The sequence below is a fragment of the Priestia flexa NBRC 15715 genome (assembly GCF_001591565.1).
In the GTDB taxonomy this organism is placed as follows: domain Bacteria; phylum Bacillota; class Bacilli; order Bacillales; family Bacillaceae_H; genus Priestia; species Priestia flexa.
The window spans coordinates 39,535-57,476 of record NZ_BCVD01000005.1 but is presented as its reverse complement, the minus strand read 5'-3'; the positions used below and the strand labels follow the sequence as shown (position 1 = coordinate 57,476).

22 protein-coding genes and 1 pseudogene are annotated in these 17,942 nt (G+C 38.2%); 16 read left to right on the top strand and 7 right to left on the bottom strand.

The window, feature by feature from the left end; all coding sequences use genetic code 11:
* Window position 1 precedes the first annotated feature (1 nt).
* Window positions 2–856, bottom strand: a complete 855-nt coding sequence (gene proI, locus BFL01S_RS01975; protein ID WP_061784743.1) for a pyrroline-5-carboxylate reductase ProI — start codon at window positions 854–856, stop codon at window positions 2–4.
* A 252-nt stretch (window positions 857–1,108) separates the two neighbouring features.
* On the opposite strand from proI, the gene BFL01S_RS01970 reads away from it, so the two are divergent.
* Entirely contained in the window at window positions 1,109–2,062 is a 954-nt protein-coding gene (locus BFL01S_RS01970; RefSeq protein WP_061784742.1) for an MBL fold metallo-hydrolase, read from the top strand.
* A 66-nt stretch (window positions 2,063–2,128) separates the two neighbouring features.
* Entirely contained in the window at window positions 2,129–2,920 is a 792-nt protein-coding gene (locus BFL01S_RS01965) for an SDR family NAD(P)-dependent oxidoreductase (RefSeq protein ID WP_025909793.1), read from the top strand.
* Window positions 2,921–2,945: 25 nt separating this feature from the next.
* On the opposite strand, the pseudogene BFL01S_RS01960 reads toward BFL01S_RS01965, so the two are convergent.
* Together BFL01S_RS01960 and BFL01S_RS01955 are read right to left on the bottom strand one after the other, a co-directional pair.
* Window positions 2,946–3,344: pseudogene (locus BFL01S_RS01960) on the bottom strand (SDR family oxidoreductase); the annotation flags it as partial.
* Window positions 3,345–3,353: 9 nt separating this feature from the next.
* Entirely contained in the window at window positions 3,354–3,542 is a 189-nt protein-coding gene (locus BFL01S_RS01955; RefSeq protein ID WP_174521171.1) for a CDGSH iron-sulfur domain-containing protein, read from the bottom strand.
* A 169-nt stretch (window positions 3,543–3,711) separates the two neighbouring features.
* Between BFL01S_RS01955 and BFL01S_RS01950 the strand changes: the two genes are divergently transcribed.
* Entirely contained in the window at window positions 3,712–4,050 is a 339-nt protein-coding gene (locus BFL01S_RS01950; RefSeq protein ID WP_061784739.1) for an iron-sulfur cluster biosynthesis family protein, read from the top strand.
* Window positions 4,051–4,074: 24 nt separating this feature from the next.
* Here the strand turns inward: BFL01S_RS01950 and BFL01S_RS01945 are convergent, their stop codons facing one another.
* Entirely contained in the window at window positions 4,075–4,986 is a 912-nt protein-coding gene (locus BFL01S_RS01945) for a hydroxymethylglutaryl-CoA lyase (protein WP_061784738.1), read from the bottom strand.
* Between the two features lie 176 nt (window positions 4,987–5,162).
* Between BFL01S_RS01945 and BFL01S_RS01940 the strand changes: the two genes are divergently transcribed.
* The 4 genes from BFL01S_RS01940 to BFL01S_RS01925 all read left to right on the top strand — a co-directional run bounded on the left by BFL01S_RS01940 (window position 5,163) and on the right by BFL01S_RS01925 (window position 8,273).
* Window positions 5,163–6,350, top strand: a complete 1,188-nt coding sequence (locus BFL01S_RS01940; RefSeq protein WP_025909797.1) for an acetyl-CoA C-acetyltransferase — start codon at window positions 5,163–5,165, stop codon at window positions 6,348–6,350.
* A gap of 233 nt (window positions 6,351–6,583) precedes the next feature.
* Window positions 6,584–7,273, top strand: a complete 690-nt coding sequence (locus tag BFL01S_RS01935; protein WP_025909798.1) for a CoA transferase subunit A — start codon at window positions 6,584–6,586, stop codon at window positions 7,271–7,273.
* Window positions 7,274–7,290: 17 nt separating this feature from the next.
* On the top strand, window positions 7,291–7,959 hold the full coding sequence (locus BFL01S_RS01930) for a CoA transferase subunit B (RefSeq protein WP_025909799.1): 669 nt from the start codon (window positions 7,291–7,293) through the stop codon (window positions 7,957–7,959).
* 68 nt (window positions 7,960–8,027) lie between these two features.
* On the top strand, window positions 8,028–8,273 hold the full coding sequence (locus tag BFL01S_RS01925; RefSeq protein ID WP_061784737.1) for a YqkE family protein: 246 nt from the start codon (window positions 8,028–8,030) through the stop codon (window positions 8,271–8,273).
* Window positions 8,274–8,304: 31 nt separating this feature from the next.
* On the opposite strand, the gene BFL01S_RS01920 is transcribed toward BFL01S_RS01925, so the two are convergent.
* Together BFL01S_RS01920 and mciZ are read right to left on the bottom strand one after the other, a co-directional pair.
* On the bottom strand, window positions 8,305–9,213 hold the full coding sequence (locus tag BFL01S_RS01920; RefSeq protein WP_025908916.1) for an aldo/keto reductase: 909 nt from the start codon (window positions 9,211–9,213) through the stop codon (window positions 8,305–8,307).
* Between the two features lie 115 nt (window positions 9,214–9,328).
* Window positions 9,329–9,481: a Z-ring formation inhibitor MciZ gene (mciZ, locus tag BFL01S_RS19815; RefSeq protein WP_076512177.1), complete on the bottom strand. Its 153-nt coding sequence runs from the start codon at window positions 9,479–9,481 to the stop codon at window positions 9,329–9,331.
* Window positions 9,482–9,552: 71 nt separating this feature from the next.
* On the opposite strand from mciZ, the gene BFL01S_RS01915 reads away from it, so the two are divergent.
* From BFL01S_RS01915 to fur, 3 genes are all read left to right on the top strand, one after another.
* Window positions 9,553–10,104 carry an NUDIX domain-containing protein gene (locus BFL01S_RS01915; protein WP_061784736.1) on the top strand — a complete coding sequence of 184 codons (552 nt, stop codon included), beginning with the start codon at window positions 9,553–9,555 and terminating at the stop codon, window positions 10,102–10,104.
* Between the two features lie 97 nt (window positions 10,105–10,201).
* Window positions 10,202–10,846, top strand: coding sequence for a stage II sporulation protein M (spoIIM, locus tag BFL01S_RS01910; RefSeq protein WP_025909100.1), 645 nt, complete (start codon window positions 10,202–10,204; stop codon window positions 10,844–10,846).
* Between the two features lie 111 nt (window positions 10,847–10,957).
* The gene (fur, locus tag BFL01S_RS01905; RefSeq protein ID WP_025909099.1) at window positions 10,958–11,416 is read left to right on the top strand and encodes a ferric iron uptake transcriptional regulator; all 459 of its coding nucleotides are present in this window, start codon (window positions 10,958–10,960) and stop codon (window positions 11,414–11,416) included.
* A gap of 97 nt (window positions 11,417–11,513) precedes the next feature.
* Here the strand turns inward: fur and BFL01S_RS19810 are convergent, their stop codons facing one another.
* Complete coding sequence (locus tag BFL01S_RS19810; protein WP_235195440.1) at window positions 11,514–11,687, bottom strand: hypothetical protein; 174 nt, start codon at window positions 11,685–11,687, stop codon at window positions 11,514–11,516.
* A 165-nt stretch (window positions 11,688–11,852) separates the two neighbouring features.
* Between BFL01S_RS19810 and BFL01S_RS01900 the strand changes: the two genes are divergently transcribed.
* From BFL01S_RS01900 to BFL01S_RS01875, 6 genes are all read left to right on the top strand, one after another.
* Window positions 11,853–12,080 (top strand): YqzK family protein, encoded by a 228-nt coding sequence (locus BFL01S_RS01900; RefSeq protein WP_025909098.1) that lies wholly within the window; start codon window positions 11,853–11,855, stop codon window positions 12,078–12,080.
* 6 nt (window positions 12,081–12,086) lie between these two features.
* Window positions 12,087–12,980, top strand: a complete 894-nt coding sequence (gene xerD, locus BFL01S_RS01895; protein ID WP_025909097.1) for a site-specific tyrosine recombinase XerD — start codon at window positions 12,087–12,089, stop codon at window positions 12,978–12,980.
* A gap of 247 nt (window positions 12,981–13,227) precedes the next feature.
* Window positions 13,228–14,412 carry a phosphopentomutase gene (gene deoB, locus BFL01S_RS01890; protein ID WP_061784735.1) on the top strand — a complete coding sequence of 395 codons (1,185 nt, stop codon included), beginning with the start codon at window positions 13,228–13,230 and terminating at the stop codon, window positions 14,410–14,412.
* Between the two features lie 16 nt (window positions 14,413–14,428).
* On the top strand, window positions 14,429–15,256 hold the full coding sequence (locus tag BFL01S_RS01885; protein WP_061784734.1) for a purine-nucleoside phosphorylase: 828 nt from the start codon (window positions 14,429–14,431) through the stop codon (window positions 15,254–15,256).
* A gap of 93 nt (window positions 15,257–15,349) precedes the next feature.
* Window positions 15,350–16,654, top strand: coding sequence for a pyrimidine-nucleoside phosphorylase (locus BFL01S_RS01880; RefSeq protein ID WP_061784733.1), 1,305 nt, complete (start codon window positions 15,350–15,352; stop codon window positions 16,652–16,654).
* Window positions 16,655–16,767: 113 nt separating this feature from the next.
* A complete protein-coding gene (locus tag BFL01S_RS01875; RefSeq protein WP_061784732.1) occupies window positions 16,768–17,934 on the top strand; it encodes a D-alanyl-D-alanine carboxypeptidase family protein in 1,167 nt (388 codons plus the stop codon).
* Window positions 17,935–17,942: the final 8 nt, after the last annotated feature.

The window sequence follows — 17,942 nt, the reverse complement described above, 5'->3', positions numbered from 1 at the left end:
CTTAATGTGATGTACGACTGCTCATCATTTTTTCATCAATAGCTTCACCTAATTCTTTTGAACGAAGTGTAGCTTTGTCAATACATTGGATAAGCGCTTCTTGAAATTCGTAGTCAGTCAGTTGTTCTAGCCCTGCTTCTGTCGTTCCTCCTGGACTGGTAACTTCTTTTCGTAACGTGGTAGGACTTTTTGGTGATGTTCTGAGCATCTGAGCTGCACCAATTAGTGTTTGTGTAATTAAGTCTGTCGCTACGTCTGACTCAAGGCCTTGATGTAGAGCAGCTTTTTGCATCGCTTCTACCAAATAATAAACATATGCGGGTCCACTACCTGATAAGCCTGTAACAGCATGAAGTTGTGCTTCGGGAACAACTGTAACCGTTCCAACTGTATGGAAGAGAGTTTCAGCTAATTTTATATGCTCGTCGTTAGCATGCTCCCCTTTGGAAATGGCCGTTGCAGATAAACCGATTGAAGCGGAAGTATTTGGCATTGCTCGAACAACAGGTACTTTGTGTTGAAATAAAGATAAGATGCTACTTGTTGAAACTCCTGCAAGGACGGAAATGATAAGGTGGCTCTTATGGATATAAGGCTTAATGTTTTCAATGCTTTCCACAACGTCTTTTGGTTTGACTGCTAATACAATTACGTCGCTTTTTTGAATGATTAAAGGAATGTTTCGAGTAATATTAATTTTATATTGATTACGTAATTCATGAAGTCGTGCGTCGTTGCTGTAATTTGTAACGTGAATTTGTCCGGGCTTAAATTTGTTTGTACTAATTAGCCCTGAAATCATGGCTTCGGCCATTGATCCAGCGCCGATAAAAGCAATATTTAATGGTTGTTTCATCAAGGGATGAACCTCCTTTTTATATATACCTGTTAATGAATAAAAATACTTTTTGTTCTGTATGAAGTCGTTGTATTTAATACATATAAGCTGTCTTCTGTGAGTGGATTTTATAAGCATATTGTTGTAATTATGCACTGAGAAAATGATAGCTGTCAATCTAATTTTCAGAAAAGAAAGCATATTGTATGAATGTATATTGGAATCGTGTACACTTAAAGAAAACGTCATTACTTAGAAGGGGACAACGTTATGAAGGAACAAATTCACAAGTTCACATTGCCAACACCGTTTGCAGTTGGAGATGTAAATGTATATGTACTAAAAGGAGAGTCCATTACTTTAATTGATGCAGGGGTGAAGACAGAAGAGGCTTGGAATTCTTTTACGAAACAGCTAAATGAAATTGGCTTACATGTAGAGGATATCGATCAAGTGTTACTGACACACCATCATCCGGACCATGTAGGTATGCTTGATCATTTTTCACCAGATACACCGGTAATCGGACATTGGAGAAACGAGCCGTGGATTTCGAAAGATCCGAATTTCTTTGACCAGTATGACCGATTTTTCACAGAGTTCTTTACGCAGTTAGGCGTAGATGAACGATTTCGAAAATATCTAAAAGGATTACGTCATTCAATGAAATATTCTTGTGAAAGATCACTAAACAATCAAGTTCAAGAAGGTAGTGTAATAAAAGGCTTGGAAGATTGGGGTATTATTGAAGTGCCTGGACATGCTCAAAGTCATATTGCCTTATATCACCAGCAAAGCGAAACCTTAATTGGTGGAGACGTATTACTTAAACATATTTCATCTAACCCGCTTATGGAGCCTCCGTATCATGAAGGTGAGAAACGAAAAAAGTCAATGCTTCAGTATAATACATCTCTTCGTCGTCTTTCTGAATTACCTATTTCATGTATCTACACAGGCCATGGAGATGAAGTGAAAGAAGTGAGTAAACTTGTATCAGAACGACTAACTAAGCAAAGAGAGCGTGCTGAAAAAGTATATCAACTTTTAAAGAACAAGCCGATGTCTGCATTTGATGTTTGTAAATTCCTGTTTCCATCCGTGTATGAAAAAGAATTAGGGTTGACGATGTCTGAAACGGTAGGGCAATTAGACTACCTTGAAAGCCTCCGCCAAATTAGTTGTCAATATGAAAGTGATCGTTTTATTTATCACACTCATTAATCTTGTTTTTTTAAGTGTAGAAAGATAAGATTAAAAGCACTGAGTTTGTATAATTGAGGTGTAAGAATGAATAATCTTAAAGGAAAGCATATTTTAATTACGGGTGCATCCGGTGGATTAGGAAAAATGATTAGCTATGAAGTAGCTAAAAGAGGTGCTAATCCAATCCTTGTTGCTAGAAATGAAATCCGCCTTCAAGAAGTATCAGAACAAATCAGTGAGAAGTATGGAGTTACTTGCCGTACATATCGATTAGACGTTGCTAATCTAAGTGACGTTCAAACGGTCATGAATCAAATTCTTGAAGATGTTTATAAAATTGATGTGCTAATTAACAATGCTGGTTTTGGGGTATTTGAGGAAGTAACGGAAGCTTCAATGGATACGATTTTGTCCATGTTTCAAGTAAACGTCCTGGGATTAATTGCGTGTACGAAATCAGTATTACCAGCTATGTTAGAAAGAAATGAAGGTCATATTATTAATATTGCTTCTCAAGCAGGTAAGCTAGCTACGCCTAAATCCAGTGGGTATGCTGCTTCAAAGCATGCCGTATTAGGGTTTACAAATGGATTACGCCTAGAAATTGCTAGGACTAACGTGCGAGTGACTGCAGTTAATCCAGGTCCAATTCAAACCAACTTTTTTACCATTGCCGATCAAACAGGTTCTTACGAAAAGAGCATGAAAAATATGATGCTTGACCCAGTAGATGTTGCTAGAAAAGTCGTTGAATCTATCGGGACCAACAAGCGAGAGATTAACTTGCCAAAGTGGATGGGCATTGGCTCTACAATTTATCAGGTTGCTCCATGGTTAGTTGAAAAACTAGCAGGAAATGCGTTTTACAAAAAATAAGCTCAGTGCCCTCAATGGGCACGAGCTTATTGTAGGATGGGTCATAAAGCATTTTACCAGGCCGTGTGTATGCCATGTGACCTCCATCAACCGTAATGCAATCTCCCGTTACATATGAACTGTCATCAGATGCCAAGAAAAGTACAGCGCCTGCTACCTCTTCTGGTTTTCCTAGACGTCCCATTGAATCAACCCATTCGTAGGCTTTTCTAAACTTTTTTCCTTCTTCTGATCCTGATAGTCCGTCAAGAAGGGGAGTTTCAATTGTTCCTGGTGCAATAACATTAACAGGAATACCGTCCCGTGCATAACCGATAGCCATTGTTCGAGTAAGATTTGTAATTGCCCCTTTTGCAGCGTTATATCCGGATCGACCTAAATCTGCAGCTAGTCCAGATACAGAGGAGTTGTTAATAATTGAACCGCTTAAAGATTACTCGTCTAATACGGCTTTAGCACGCACGCAAGACTCAAATTTACCTTTATGATTTCCGTCACAAAAGGGCATCTTTTTTGACATGCCACATCGACATAGTGAAAACGTGGGTTTCGTTTCATACTTATTACCTTCAGCATCAATTAATTCAACATCACCAGTCACTCGAAATGATCCGTTATCCATTACCTTGATTTGAACTTTTGGCAAGTTAATTCCTCCTTATGTATGATAAGCGCTCATCCATTGTCTATACTAATGAGCGTAATAGTTTATGGAGTGAGCATTGTATATTATACTTCATTATATAAACATGTTCGCATCGTTTATACATTTATTTAAAAGGAGCGATAGAATGAACATTGTATTTACCAATCGTGCTCTTGAAAAAGTTGCTGAAAAATATGATCAAAGCTCATCTCTATTTTTAAAATTGAAATATGATACGGACGGCTGTGGCTGTGTTGTAAGCGGCGTTACATCACTTTGGATTGTTGCTGATAAAGAATTTGATGACGTTGTTGTTTCGACAAACGGTGGTGACATTCTTATTGAGAAAACAAAACAAGTGTTTATGGATGATAACATGACAATTGATTATAGTGACGCTGCTGGAACATTCATGCTAAAAAGTCCAGCGCAAATTTTAAATCCAAGAATGTCATTTATTGACCAATCAGCAAAAGCGCGGTAGATTCTACCGTGCTTTTTTACTTTCTTATCGTTTAGCTAATTGATAGAGACGGTATTGCTTACTTGAAACTGGATGTGAAAGGTAGGGTTCAATATAGGAAACAGCTTCCAGAATTTTTTCGCGATTCACATTTGTTTGAACACCCATTTCATCTAACATAAAAATTAAGTCTTCTGTTGCAATATTACCAGTTGCCCCTTTAGCGAAAGGGCATCCACCAATCCCGCCAGCTGAAGAGTCAAAGCGGGTAACCCCAGCTTGAAGGCAAGCATAAATATTAGCCATAGCTACTCCTCTTGTGTCGTGAAAGTGTGCGTTTAGTAGGACTGTAGGAAATGCGCGTTTCAATGCTGAAAAGAGAGTAAAAACGTCTTTTGGGTTAGCCATCCCGATTGTATCTGCAATGCTGAGCTCGGTTACGCCCGCTTCTACAAAGTGTGCGCAAAGCTCTACGGTTTTGTCTGGATTAATTTTCCCTTCGTATGGACAGTAAAATGAAGTTGATATGCATGTGCGAACGTAGGCATTACGTTCTTTAAGCTTCTCCATAAGAGGTAGCTGTTGGTGAAGAGCTTCAGCGGTTGTTTTGTTAATATTATGCTGGTTAAACGAGTTGCTGACGCCGATAAATAAAGCAACAGATTGACAATTTTCTTCAAGTGCTTTAGTCAGGCCTTGCTCATTTGGAACGAGAACAATATGGCGGTTATTAGTAGGTTGCTGTAATGAGAATGCTTGAATAACTTGCTGTGCATCCTTCATTTGAGGCACCCATTTTGGTGAGACAAAAGAAGTTAATTCAATCTCTGATAGGCCAGCTTCTTTTAATAAAGAAATAAACTGGATTTTCACATGTGTTGGTACAAAATTTTTTTCATTTTGTAGTCCATCTCGAGGACCTACTTCAATGATGGTTGCTTTAGAAGGTAACGACATAATTTTCCTCCTTTTTTGATAACGCTTTCAATTACCTATTTTAAAGGATAGAAGTTTAAATTCAATAAAAATTATAAATTTTTACAAAATAAACGAAATTACAATAGGAAAATTAAGTTGGTTGTCGAATAAGCATATATGTGACAGTAATCAAACAGTAGGGAGAGGTTAACGACATGAGTCAAACAGAAGTGGTTATTGTAAGCGCTGTTAGAACGGCAATCGGCAGCTTTGGGGGAAGCTTACAAAATGTTTCTGCACCAACTTTAGGTGGAGTAGTCATTAAAGAAGCACTAAATAAAGTAGGAATCGCAGCAAATGATGTAGATGAAGTAATTATGGGGAACGTCTTGCAAGCAGGATTAGGTCAAAACCCGGCTAGACAAGCAGCTCTCGCAGCGGGTTTACCAGAAACAGTTTCTTCATTAACAATCAATAAAGTGTGTGGATCAGGACTAAAGGCAGTTCATCTTGCAACTCAAGCAATCCTTGCTGGTGATGCTGAAGTTATCGTAGCGGGTGGAATGGAAAATATGAGCCAAGCGCCATATTTATTAAAGAATGCTCGCAATGGATTCAAAATGGGAGATCAAAAAGTCGTTGATAGTATGATTCAAGATGGACTATGGTGTGCTTTTAACGATTATCATATGGGAATTACAGCTGAAAATTTATGTGATAAATATAGCATTACGCGTGAAGAACAAGACTCTTTTGCTGCTGCTAGTCAGCAAAAAGCAGAGGCTGCAATCGAATCAGGACGATTCCAAGATGAGATTGTTCCGGTAGAAGTACCAGGACGCAAAGGTCAAGTAACCATTTTTGATCGCGATGAGTTTCCACGTGCTGGTACAACAGCAGAAAGCTTAGGTAAGTTACGTCCTGCATTTAAAAAGGATGGTTCTGTAACAGCTGGAAATGCTTCTGGTATTAATGATGGTGCGGCAGCGGTTGTTGTGATGAGCCGTCAAAAAGCAGACGAACTAGGCTTAACACCTTTAGTAACAATTAAATCCAATGCAAGTGCTGGTGTTGACCCAAGCATTATGGGAATCGGCCCAGTAAGCGCTGTAAAAAAAGCATTGGAAAAGGCAGCGGTATCTTTAGAAGATGTTGAATTAGTAGAAGCAAACGAAGCTTTTGCAGCACAGTCAATTGCTGTTGATCGTGAGCTTAAATTTAACCAAGAAACATTAAATGTTAATGGTGGAGCAATCGCACTAGGTCATCCAATAGGAGCTAGTGGAACTCGCGTGTTAGTTTCTCTTATTCATGAAATGCAAAAACGTGAAGCGAAGCTAGGCCTTGCAACGTTATGTATTGGTGGCGGACAAGGGGTTGCTACATTAGTAGAACGTCCATAATATTGAAAAAACCATGAAGCTATTTTAGCATTCATGGTTTTTTTTTATGCCATATATTCTCAAATGAAGTGAACGTTCTTAAAAAGTAGGCATATAGTATAGCAAAACACCTATAACTTTTTCGAACGAAAAAATAATTACTTATAATTGCTAGTTATATATTTTAAAAAAGTTCTAAATATTCTATAATAAAATAGTAAGCGTTTTCAAAAAATCGAAGGGGTGGGTTATGTATGAAACCGGTACATACATCATTTATTGAAGCAGTTAAGCCAGTAAAAGATGGTTCAACAATTATGGTTGGAGGATTTGGTCTTTGTGGTATTCCGGAAAATCTCATTTTAGCGTTAGTCGAAACGGGAGTAAAAGACTTAACGGTTATCTCCAATAACTGTGGAGTTGATGAGTGGGGACTAGGATTATTATTAAAAAATAAGCAAATTAAAAAGATGATAGGTTCCTATGTCGGTGAAAATAAAGAATTCGAGCGTCAAGTTCTATCAGGAGAGATTGACGTAGAGCTTTTACCACAAGGGACGCTTGCAGAAAAGATTCGTGCTGGCGGAGCAGGGATTCCAGCTTTTTATACACCAGCAGGAGTTGGCACACCAATTGCGATGGGAAAAGAAACAAGAACATTTGACGGCAAAGAGTATTTATTAGAAGAAGCATTGGTGGCAGATGTCAGCTTAGTAAGAGCTTGGAAAGCTGATTACATGGGAAACCTTATATACAATAAAACAGCTCGCAATTTTAGTCCGATGATTGCAGCTGCAGGTAAAGTGACAATTGCTGAAGTAGAAGAGCTTCACGAAACAGGTAAATTAAATCCAAATATGATTCATACACCGAGTGTTTATGTTCAGTCTTTAATTGTTGGCGAGCAGCAAAAACGTATTGAACGCTTAACGGTTCAAAAATAACGAGAGGAGCGGTTATGATGATTGAAAATGGTGTAAATGTAAGAGAGCGAATTGCAAAGCGAGCAGAAAAAGAAATTCAGGATGGCTTTTATGTAAACTTAGGTATTGGTATTCCAACACTTGTTGCAAATTATATTTCAGACAATAAAACGGTGGTACTTCAGTCGGAAAATGGATTGTTAGGTATTGGACCTTATCCAAAAGAAGGAGACGTCGATCCAGATTTAATTAATGCCGGTAAAGAAACCGTAACAGCTATCGATGGAGCAGCGTATTTCGATAGCGCTGAGTCGTTTGGAATGATTCGTGGTGGCCATATTAACATAGCGATTTTAGGTGGTATGGAAGTTTCGGAGACCGGTGATTTAGCAAACTGGATGATTCCAGGAAAGATGATTAAAGGTATGGGTGGAGCTATGGACCTTGTCCACGGAGCTCAGCGCATTATCGTTATCATGGAACATGTGACAAGAAAAGGTGAACCAAAGATTTTAAAAGAATGCACGCTCCCTTTAACAGGTCAAGGTGTTGTAAACCGCATTATTACAGATCGTGCTGTTATTGATGTAACTGATACCGGGCTAAAGCTAATTGAAGTAGCATCAGGATATACGGTCGATGATATTATTCAATCAACCGCTCCAGGTCTAGTAATAGACGAAAATGTAAAGCTGGATGCGTTCTAATTAATTGTTGTAGATATTTGCTTATGGTAAAATGTCTATCATAATTTAATTGCAGTGGGTGAACAATGATGGCAAAACACAAGCAAAAGAACAGTCAAAAGAAACAAGAAAATCAAATTAGTTTAAAAGATCAATTGAATAGCGATTTAGTAAAGCAGCTTCAAGCAAAGAAACATGCGCTCGCGAAGCGTGAAGAGCAGAGAATTGAGGAAGAGCAAAAAGAGAAAGAGCGCGCTCGAAAGGAAAAAGAAAAAAATAAATCATTTGAAGAACTATTTAATGAAAGTGATTTAAAATGGAATGAATTTAAATAAAAGCTCTTGCCGATAAGGCAAGAGCTTTTATTTAGCGGTGTGCTTCGTATTTATTTGCTTTAGTTAATGATTGAAGCTTTTCATAGTGTAGTTCACTTAAAGGGAGCTTTTCAACAGCTTGTACATTTTCTCGAAGCTGAGCTGGACTACTTGCTCCTGCTACTACTGATGCAACAACAGGATGATAAAGGCAGTAGTTTAACGCTGCGTGGTTTAAGTCTGAATCAACGCCCTGTAGAGCAGGTATAAGCTGTTCCAAATCTTTTTTCGTATAAGTTAAATAACCTGCTTCGTTTGTAGCAAGCTTTTCTTGAGCGCGATTTGTTAGCAAACCTTTTGCGACGGGACCTCTTGCAACCACGCTGATGTTATATTCGTTTAAAAGAGGAAGCACGCTTTCTTCAGGTCGACGGTCTAATAGGCTATACTGCATCATTACGCTAACGATTGAAGATTTTTTTACGAATTCACGAATAACGTTTGGGCGTATAGACGAAATCCCATATTCACGAATGAGTCCTTCTTTTTTTAGCTCTTCGAACGCTTCGATTGTTTCGTCAATGTTGTCTTCAATTGTGCCTCCGTGCAGTTGATATAAATCAATATAATCGGTTTTTAATCGGTGTAAGCTTTCCTTTACGGCATCCTTTATGTATGCTTTCGATGGGTCCCAACGCCAACCGTCCTCAACGTCATTCCAGCGGTTTCCTACTTTTGTAGCCAAAATGATATCTTGTCTCTTTGGTTTTAGCGCTTGACCAACAATCTCTTCATTGAGACCGAAGTCATATAAATCAGCGGTGTCAAAATAATTGATACCAAGATCAACCGCTTCATCTATAATTCGCTGAGCACTTTTAACATCCGTTCCTAGCGACATACACCCCAAGCTAACTTCACTAACCAATAGATTGGAGGAACCTAGCTGCCTCTTTTTCATCCTATCCACTCCTTTGGAATACGTTTTATCTATTATATTGTAGCCTGGATAATTTTATAAACTCAACTAATTGACTCAAAGAGGCACAGAAAAAGCAGCGCTTTGCTAGCGCTGCTTAACTTTTTATTATCTTTTTAGGTTCGTTTGAAATAGTAGAAACCCATTCGTGAACATATTGAAAATGCGTACCATATTCTTTTAGCTTTTGGCGGATTTCCCATGCTTTTCCTACTAAAATCACTTGTTTACCCTCTACATAAACTTTCATTTCTTCTACCTCCTAAAAGTCGTATGATAGAATATATGTAAAGGGTTTAAATTTAGAACGAGGTGGATAAAATGGATCATTTAATTGAAAAGACGCTTGCGAAAAAAGAGATTTTTAAAGGAAGAGTCATTGATTTACAAGTGGAAGAAGTACAGCTTCCAAATGGGAAAACGAGTACGAGAGAAGTTATTAAGCATCCTGGAGCAGTTGCTGTTATTGCATTAACGGCTGACCATAAGCTAGTAATGGTCAAACAATATCGCAAAGCAATGGATCGAGTCCTAGTCGAGATTCCAGCAGGTAAACTTGAAAAAGGTGAAGAGCCCATCGTCACAGCTAAACGTGAGCTAGAAGAAGAAACGGGTTATACATGTAAAGAACTGAAACATATTATTTCCTTCTATACGTCACCGGGATTTGCAGATGAGCTTGTACATCTCTATACAGCCGAGAAGCTAGAGGTTATGGAAACAAAAGCAAGCCTGGATGAGGATGAGTTTGTTGAAGTGATAGAAACAAGCATTGAAGAAGCGCTTCAAATGATTCAAACAAATGAAATTTACGATGCAAAAACAGCGTACGCAGTTCAATATTTACAGCTTAGAAGTGTGCTAGGTGAGTAACTACCATTCGTTTCTACTATAAAAAGTAGAATAATCTCTGTCATAGTTACGCTGAATCTATCATATACTCTATCAAGTGATTGATAGGGGGAAGACGATGAGAAAAATGTGGATTAAGCGTGCTTATACACAGCACTTGCGCGATAACAGTTCAATTTATCTATTTGTCACAGTGCTGTTTTTAATGGGGATTATCTTTGGAGCTATCGTGGTAAATAGCTTAACAGTCGATCAAAAAGACGATCTTTATTTTTACCTAAACCGTTTCTTTGGTCTTGTTAAAACTGGAGAAGTGGCCACGAGTACCGAAATGTTTCAGCAAAGCTTCTTTCATAACGTAAAATACCTCGGGCTTATTTGGATTTTGGGTATAGCTATCATTGGCTTACCAGTCGTGTTAATCTTACTTTTTATTAAAGGAATGGTGATCGGATTTACGGTTGGCTTTTTAGTAAATCGCATGGGACTTTCCGGCTTTGCGTTATCTTTTGTGTCGGTAATGCCACAAAACATTTTCTTAATACCTGCGTTTTTAATCTTAACAACAGCTTCCGTGGCGTTTTCGTTAAAGCTTATTCGTCAGCAGTTCTTTAAGGGAGCAAAGGAACAGGTTGCTGCTTCGTTCTTTCGTTACAGCGGTATTTTAGTAGGAGTATTTGTTTTAATTGCATGTGCATCCTTAATTGAAGGCTATGTTTCTCCTACATTAATGAAAACAATGATGAGCTTAGTGAATAAATAATAGTTATTCTTATTTTAAAAACATTCTTTTATTTACGTTATAATAATTTTATTTTGACACCCCTTCGACATTTGATATAATAAATGAGTGAATGGCGAGGGAGGGAATGTTATGGAAAATCGAGTTGAGCGAATAAAGCAACAGTTGCACTCAGCAAGCTACAAATTGACACCTCAACGTGAGGCGACTGTAAGAGTACTCCTTGAACACGAAGAGGATCATTTGAGTGCCGAAGATGTGTATCTCCTCGTCAAGGAAAAGTCTCCGGAAATTGGTTTAGCAACTGTTTATCGAACTTTAGAATTACTAACAGAATTAAAAATTGTTGATAAGATAAACTTTGGTGATGGCGTGTCTCGCTATGACCTTCGTCAAGAAGGAGCTGCACACTTTCATCACCACTTAGTTTGTATCGAATGTGGATCAGTGGACGAAATTCAAGAAGACTTGCTTGAAGATGTAGAAGAGATTGTTGAAAAGCAGTGGCGCTTTAAAATTAAAGATCATCGCTTGACGTTTCATGGCATTTGTCATCGTTGTCAAGGTGAAGATGAAAACAAAGACGAGTGAAATAAGCCTTTTCCTTTTGGGAGAAGGTTTTTGTTTTTTTATGAAAATGACTAAGCTCGGCGCTGTATTTACGAACGCGTAGCTTAGTCATACGGAGTTAATGGAATGGAAGATTGTAAAAAAGTGAAATCGTTAATGGTATTGCTAGTAGAGTACCCGCAGATAGTAGCGTAATAAGCTTGTAGTTATTTATTTCTTTAGAGGATTTCATCGTTTCGCGAGATACTTCATACCATATTCCGGTTGATATTAAAGCAATCAGTAATAGCATAGTGGTAGTCAGCTTTTTTACCTCCTTCAGCAATATAAATGTATTTTAATATATTTGTAAGTTATTAACATAAGTTAGCTTTGAATTAGGCAAGGTAAAGTAGGTATAAAACATGTCCAGATTGGCATATCTTTTAATAGTGTTGAAAATTGGAGGATATGTCTAATGAAATCATGGGTTGAGCTAGTATATAATAGCTGTAAGGTGTTTATTTTATTTACAGGCTGCACACTATTGTTTTATTTTGGTATGGTATGGGTGTCAGGAGAATATCAAGATTATAAACGTTATGATGAGCCGAGCGGCTCCGCAGTGAAAGTAATGCAAATGAACGTATATGAAGATCAAACGTGGATTGAAAGATTATTTATGTTTTATCAAAACGGGGAGTAGAGGCAATTGAAGGATCAAGTTCAAGATTTTATTCACTATTTAATAGTAGAAAGAGGTTTAGCTAAAAACACAATCGATTCGTATGAGCGGGATTTAAAGAAATATAGTCAGTATTTAGAACATGTTGAGCAGTTAAATCATCTAAATGCTGTGACAAGAGCACATATTGTGAGTTTTCTTAAGCATTTAACAGATCAGCAAAAATCATCCAAAACAATTGCTAGACATATCGCATCGATTCGTTCGTTTCACCAATTTTTACTTCGCGAGAAAGTGACTGAACAAGATCCATCCGTTCATATTGAAACACCGCAGCTTGAACGAAAACTACCGAAAGTATTAAATGCAGAGGAAGTAGAAGCACTTCTGTCAGTCTTTGATACGTCTACGCCATTTGGATTGCGAGATAAAGCGATGCTTGAGCTTCTCTACGCAACGGGAATGCGTGTGTCAGAGCTTGTGAATTTAAACATAGAAGATGCACATTTAACAATGGGCTTTGTTCGTTGCTTTGGAAAAGGTAGTAAGGAGCGAATTGTTCCACTTGGGCGAATGGCAACGGAAGCAATCGAAGCATACCTGGCACAAGCTCGTCCAATTTTAACGAAAAAGCAGCAAGGAGAACACGCTTTGTTTGTGAATCATCACGGGAAGCGACTAACAAGGCAGGGGTTCTGGAAGATTTTAAAAGGATTAGCGAAAGATGCGCGTATTGAAAAGGAATTAACGCCTCATACTTTGCGACATTCTTTTGCTACACACTTGCTTGAAAATGGGGCGGATCTACGAGCAGTTCAGGAAATGTTGGGGCATGCAGATATTTCGACGACTCAAATTTATACGCACGTAACAAAAACACGCTTGAAAGATGTCTATAATCAATTCCATCCGCGTGCTTAAAGGTAAAAGGTTAACGGCATTGTTTTATAGCAATGTCGTTCTTTAAATGAAAACACTTTCATTTTCTATGTACAAATAAGAAAAAACCTTTTATACTATAGAGGTCAGACTTCCGACCAATAAAGATTATGGTTAAACTTTTCCTTAAAGGGAATTTTATAATATATTGGAAACTATACGATTACAGTATTGTTTATTATAGCTTCATGAGTGAAGTGAATTTTACAACAAAGATGGAGGAATGAAGATGTTATCATCTACATACAAACGCGTATTTCTAGTTGTGATGGACTCTGTAGGAATTGGTGAATCACCAGACGCGGAAAAGTACAATGACTTGGGAGCAGATACACTAGGGCATATTGCAGAGCGTTGCAACGGCTTGGATATGCCGAACATGAGCAAGCTTGGCCTAAGTAATATCCGTCCAATTAAAGGAATTGAAAAAGCAGAACAGCCGTTAGCAGTTTACACAAAGATGCAGGAAGCTTCAGCGGGTAAAGATACAATGACGGGTCATTGGGAGATTATGGGGCTTAATATCGATACACCATTTAACGTGTTTCCAGATGGATTTCCAGATGAGCTTATTAAAAAGCTAGAGGATAAGACAGGACGTAAAATTATTGGTAACAAGCCTGCGTCAGGAACAGAAATTTTAGATGAGCTTGGAGAAGAGCATGTGAAAACAGGTGCGTTAATTGTCTATACTTCAGCAGATTCAGTGCTACAGATTGCAGCTCATGAAGAAGTGGTGCCGCTTGAAGAACTATATGAAATCTGTGAGTATGCTCGCAAAATTACGCTAGACGACCCATATATGATTGGGCGTATTATTGCTCGTCCATTCCTTGGAGAGGCGGGGAACTTTACACGTACAGCAAATCGACATGATTATGCACTAAAGCCGTTTGGACGCACAGTCATGAACGAATTAAAAGATAGCAATTTTGATGTTATTGCTATTGGGAAAATCTCTGATATCTATGATGGTGAAGGTGTGACAAAATCACTTCGTACAAAGTCAAACATGGATGGAATGGATAAGCTAATCGACACATTAAAAATGGACTTTAACGGATTAAGTTTCTTAAACTTAGTTGATTTTGATGCGTTGTTTGGTCATCGTCGTGATCCAGAAGGATATGGAAAAGCTCTTGAAGAATTCGATGATCGTTTAGCAGAGGTATTCCCGTTATTAAACGATGATGATTTACTAATCATTACAGCAGACCACGGAAATGACCCAGTTCATCATGGTACAGATCATACGCGTGAATATGTTCCAATGTTAGCCTATAGCCCAAGTATGAAAATTGGTAAAGAGATTGACGTGCGCTCAACGTTTGCTGACATTGGAGCGACGGTAGCTGAGAACTTTGGTGTGAAGATGCCACAGTTTGGAAAAAGTTTTTTACGTGAACTAAATTAAGAGAGTGGGGAAAAAGATGAAGCGAGATGTAATTCATACAGCAGCAACATATATTCAAGGTAAAACGACAATTCAACCAACAATTGGATTGATTTTAGGATCAGGTTTAGGCGTATTAGCTGATGAGGTTCAGGATGCTGTAAAAATTCCATATAATGATATTCCCGAGTTTCCTGTATCAACAGTTGAAGGTCATGCGGGTCAGCTTGTAATTGGTACAATTCAAGATGTACCTGTCATTGCAATGCAAGGGCGCTTTCACTTTTACGAAGGATACTCTTTAGAAAAAGTAACATTTCCAGTGCGCGTTATGAAAGAGCTTGGAATTGAAACAATTATTGTGACGAACGCAGCGGGAGGCATAAATGAATCCTATAATCCTGGAGACTTAATGCTTATCTCAGATCATATTAACAACTTTGGAACAAATCCTTTAATTGGACCAAATGACAGTGAACTAGGCGTTCGTTTTCCAGATATGTCAACAGCCTATTGTCCAAAGCTACGTGCATTAGCAAAAGACGTAGCTAGTGAGCTAAATATTGCTGTTCAAGAGGGTGTATATGTAGGAAATACTGGTCCTACGTACGAAACGCCAGCTGAAGTTCGTATGCTACGCGTTGTAGGCGGAGACGCAGTGGGGATGTCAACTGTGCCGGAAGTAATTGTTGCTCGTCATGCAGGCTTGCGCGTCCTGGGTATTTCATGTATTTCAAATATGGCTGCGGGAGTTTTAGATCAGCCCCTTCACCATGATGAAGTAATTGAAACAACAGAAAAAGTAAAAAAACAGTTCCTAGCACTAGTAAAAGAAGTTGTAAAACAAATTCCACAACACTCATAAAAAGGGAGTAGCTGTTACATATCATGTGACAGCTGCTTTTTACCTAATGGTGAATCCGTTTTCAAAAAACTATTTTAAAGGGGACTTACGAACATGAGAATGGTAGATTTAATTGAAAAAAAGCGTGATCGCAAAGAACTTACAACAGAAGAGATTCAGTTTATCGTTAAAGGTTTTACAGATGGAGACATTCCCGATTATCAAATGAGTGCTCTTTCTATGGCTATTTTCTTTAACGGGATGACAGAGCAAGAGCGTGCAGATTTAACAATGTCAATGGTGGACTCCGGTGATGTCATTGATTTATCAGCAATTGAAGGTATTAAAGTTGATAAACATAGTACAGGGGGAGTAGGAGATACAACAACTCTTGTTCTGGCGCCTTTAGTGGCAGCTGTAGGTGTACCGGTAGCGAAAATGTCGGGACGTGGCTTAGGACATACAGGTGGGACAATTGATAAGCTAGAAGCTATCTCAGGCTTTGATGTAGAAATTAGTAAGCAAGAATTTATTGATTTGGTTAATAAAAACAAAGTGGCTGTAGTTGGTCAAACAGGAAATTTAACGCCAGCTGACAAGAAGCTGTACGCGCTTCGTGATGTAACTGCAACCGTTAACAGCATTCCTCTTATCGCAAGTTCAATTATGAGTAAGAAAATTGCTGCGGGGGCAGATGCAATCGTGTTGGATGTAAAAACAGGTGCTGGTGCTTTTATGAAGAGCTTGGATGAAGCAAAAGAATTGGCTCAAGCGATGGTGAATATCGGTAATAACGTAGGGCGTAATACAATGGCTGTCATTTCAGATATGAGCCAACCGCTTGGCTATGCAATTGGAAATGCACTTGAAGTAAAAGAAGCAATCGATACTCTACAAGGAAAAGGACCAAAAGATTTAGAAGAGCTGTGTTTAACATTAGGAAGTTACATGGTACTATTAGCTGAAAAAGCAGAATCGCTAACAGAAGCACGCCAAAAACTAGAAGAAGTAATAGCTAATGGAAAAGCGCTTGAAGCGTTTAAAGTTTTTTTAGAGTCACAAGGTGGAGACGGCTCTCTTGTAGATGATCCAACAAAATTACCACAGGCGAAACATATCGTGGAAGTTGAAGCAAAAACGGATGGCTATGTATCGGAAATTATTGCTGATTCTATTGGGACAGCTGCCATGTGGCTAGGCGCTGGTAGAGCAACAAAAGAATCGGAAATCGATTTGGCAGTAGGACTGGTTCTTCAAAAGAAAATCGGAGACTACGTGAAGGCTGGAGAATCACTTGTAACGATTCATAGCAACACAGAAGATATTGCCAAAGTAAAAGAAAGAATTTATGAAAGCATCAAGCTAAGTGAAGAAGCGGTCGAGGCACCTCCACTTGTATACGATACAATTCCTAAATAAATGATTGAAAAAGCATTGAGGTAACTCTCAGTGCTTTTTTATTTTGGAGCGGAGTATAAAGTCTTACAACGGTGGAAAAAATAGGTTTGTATAAAGAATGGAGGTTTGTGTAGATGAAGTGTAATATTATGAAACTACTCGTTGTCATCTTTTTATTCTCACTTATGACACAGCCTGTTTTAGCGAGTGAAAAAAAGTCTACGGAGTTAGCGGCACAAGCTAAATCGGCAATTTTAATTGAACGAGATACAGGGAAGGTTTTATATGAAAAAAATAGTGATCAACCCCTCCCACCTGCAAGCATGACTAAAATTATGACAATGATTTTAATTATGGAAGCGCTTGATGAAGGTAAAATTACGTTCAAAGATAAAGTTAGAGCAAGTGAATATGCAGCTTCTATGGGAGGTTCACAAATCTTCTTAGAGCCTGGTGAAGAGATGACCGTTAATGAATTATTAAAGGGAATTGCAATTGGGTCTGGAAATGATGCATCAATGGCGATGGCTGAGCACTTAGCTGGTTCAGAGGATAAGTTTGTTGAAATGATGAACAAGAAAGCTAAAGAAATTGGCTTAAAACATACAAAGTTTCAAAACCCAACAGGACTGCCTGTTGACGATCATTATAGTACTGCCCATGACATGGCAATGATGGGAAAAGAACTATTGAAATATGAAGATATTATTAATTATACAAGTAAATATGAAGATTACTTAAGGGAAGATACTGATAAGAAATTCTGGCTCGTTAACACAAATCGCTTGGTGAAATTCTATCCGGGTGTTGACGGTTTGAAAACAGGGTTCACAGGGCAAGCCAAATACTGCTTAACGGCTACTGCTAAAAAGGGAAATATGCGTGTCATTGCAGTTGTATTTGGAGCGAATACGCCTAAAGAGCGAAATAATGAAGTAACAAAAATGTTAGATTATGCGTTTAGTCAGTATACAACAACTCCTTTATATAAAAAGGACGCACCAATTAAAAAGGTAGAAGTTAATAAAGGAGAGCAAAAGTACGTAAATGCCGTAACATCAGAGCCATTATCTGCTCTTGCGAAAAAAGGAACAACAGCTAAGGACATGAAGACAGAAGTCAAACTTGATGAAAATTTGAATGCCCCTGTAAAAAAAGGTGATGAAATCGGCACTATTACCATCAAGAAAGATGGTAAAGTTATGAGTAAATCTCCACTTGTTGCGGAAGAAGACGTTGAAATTGCCTCGTATTGGCAGCTATTTAAGCGTACATTTTCACTATTTTCACAAACATCTTAAAAAAAACG

Excerpts from the sequence above, each read along its gene's own strand:
- proI (WP_061784743.1), bottom strand. The coding sequence starts at position 856 with ATGAAACAACCATTAAATATTGCTTTTATCGGCGCTGGATCAATGGCC.
- BFL01S_RS01970 (WP_061784742.1), top strand. The coding sequence starts at position 1,109 with ATGAAGGAACAAATTCACAAGTTCACATTGCCAACACCGTTTGCAGTT.
- BFL01S_RS01965 (WP_025909793.1), top strand. The coding sequence starts at position 2,129 with ATGAATAATCTTAAAGGAAAGCATATTTTAATTACGGGTGCATCCGGT.
- BFL01S_RS01955 (WP_174521171.1), bottom strand. The coding sequence starts at position 3,542 with ATGGATAACGGATCATTTCGAGTGACTGGTGATGTTGAATTAATTGAT.
- BFL01S_RS01950 (WP_061784739.1), top strand. The coding sequence starts at position 3,712 with ATGAACATTGTATTTACCAATCGTGCTCTTGAAAAAGTTGCTGAAAAA.
- BFL01S_RS01945 (WP_061784738.1), bottom strand. The coding sequence starts at position 4,986 with ATGTCGTTACCTTCTAAAGCAACCATCATTGAAGTAGGTCCTCGAGAT.
- BFL01S_RS01940 (WP_025909797.1), top strand. The coding sequence starts at position 5,163 with ATGAGTCAAACAGAAGTGGTTATTGTAAGCGCTGTTAGAACGGCAATC.
- BFL01S_RS01935 (WP_025909798.1), top strand. The coding sequence starts at position 6,584 with ATGAAACCGGTACATACATCATTTATTGAAGCAGTTAAGCCAGTAAAA.
- BFL01S_RS01930 (WP_025909799.1), top strand. The coding sequence starts at position 7,291 with ATGATTGAAAATGGTGTAAATGTAAGAGAGCGAATTGCAAAGCGAGCA.
- BFL01S_RS01925 (WP_061784737.1), top strand. The coding sequence starts at position 8,028 with ATGGCAAAACACAAGCAAAAGAACAGTCAAAAGAAACAAGAAAATCAA.
- BFL01S_RS01920 (WP_025908916.1), bottom strand. The coding sequence starts at position 9,213 with ATGAAAAAGAGGCAGCTAGGTTCCTCCAATCTATTGGTTAGTGAAGTT.
- mciZ (WP_076512177.1), bottom strand. The coding sequence starts at position 9,481 with ATGAAAGTTTATGTAGAGGGTAAACAAGTGATTTTAGTAGGAAAAGCA.
- BFL01S_RS01915 (WP_061784736.1), top strand. The coding sequence starts at position 9,553 with ATGGATCATTTAATTGAAAAGACGCTTGCGAAAAAAGAGATTTTTAAA.
- spoIIM (WP_025909100.1), top strand. The coding sequence starts at position 10,202 with ATGAGAAAAATGTGGATTAAGCGTGCTTATACACAGCACTTGCGCGAT.
- fur (WP_025909099.1), top strand. The coding sequence starts at position 10,958 with ATGGAAAATCGAGTTGAGCGAATAAAGCAACAGTTGCACTCAGCAAGC.
- BFL01S_RS19810 (WP_235195440.1), bottom strand. The coding sequence starts at position 11,687 with ATGCTATTACTGATTGCTTTAATATCAACCGGAATATGGTATGAAGTA.
- BFL01S_RS01900 (WP_025909098.1), top strand. The coding sequence starts at position 11,853 with ATGAAATCATGGGTTGAGCTAGTATATAATAGCTGTAAGGTGTTTATT.
- deoB (WP_061784735.1), top strand. The coding sequence starts at position 13,228 with ATGTTATCATCTACATACAAACGCGTATTTCTAGTTGTGATGGACTCT.
- BFL01S_RS01885 (WP_061784734.1), top strand. The coding sequence starts at position 14,429 with ATGAAGCGAGATGTAATTCATACAGCAGCAACATATATTCAAGGTAAA.
- BFL01S_RS01880 (WP_061784733.1), top strand. The coding sequence starts at position 15,350 with ATGAGAATGGTAGATTTAATTGAAAAAAAGCGTGATCGCAAAGAACTT.
- BFL01S_RS01875 (WP_061784732.1), top strand. The coding sequence starts at position 16,768 with ATGAAGTGTAATATTATGAAACTACTCGTTGTCATCTTTTTATTCTCA.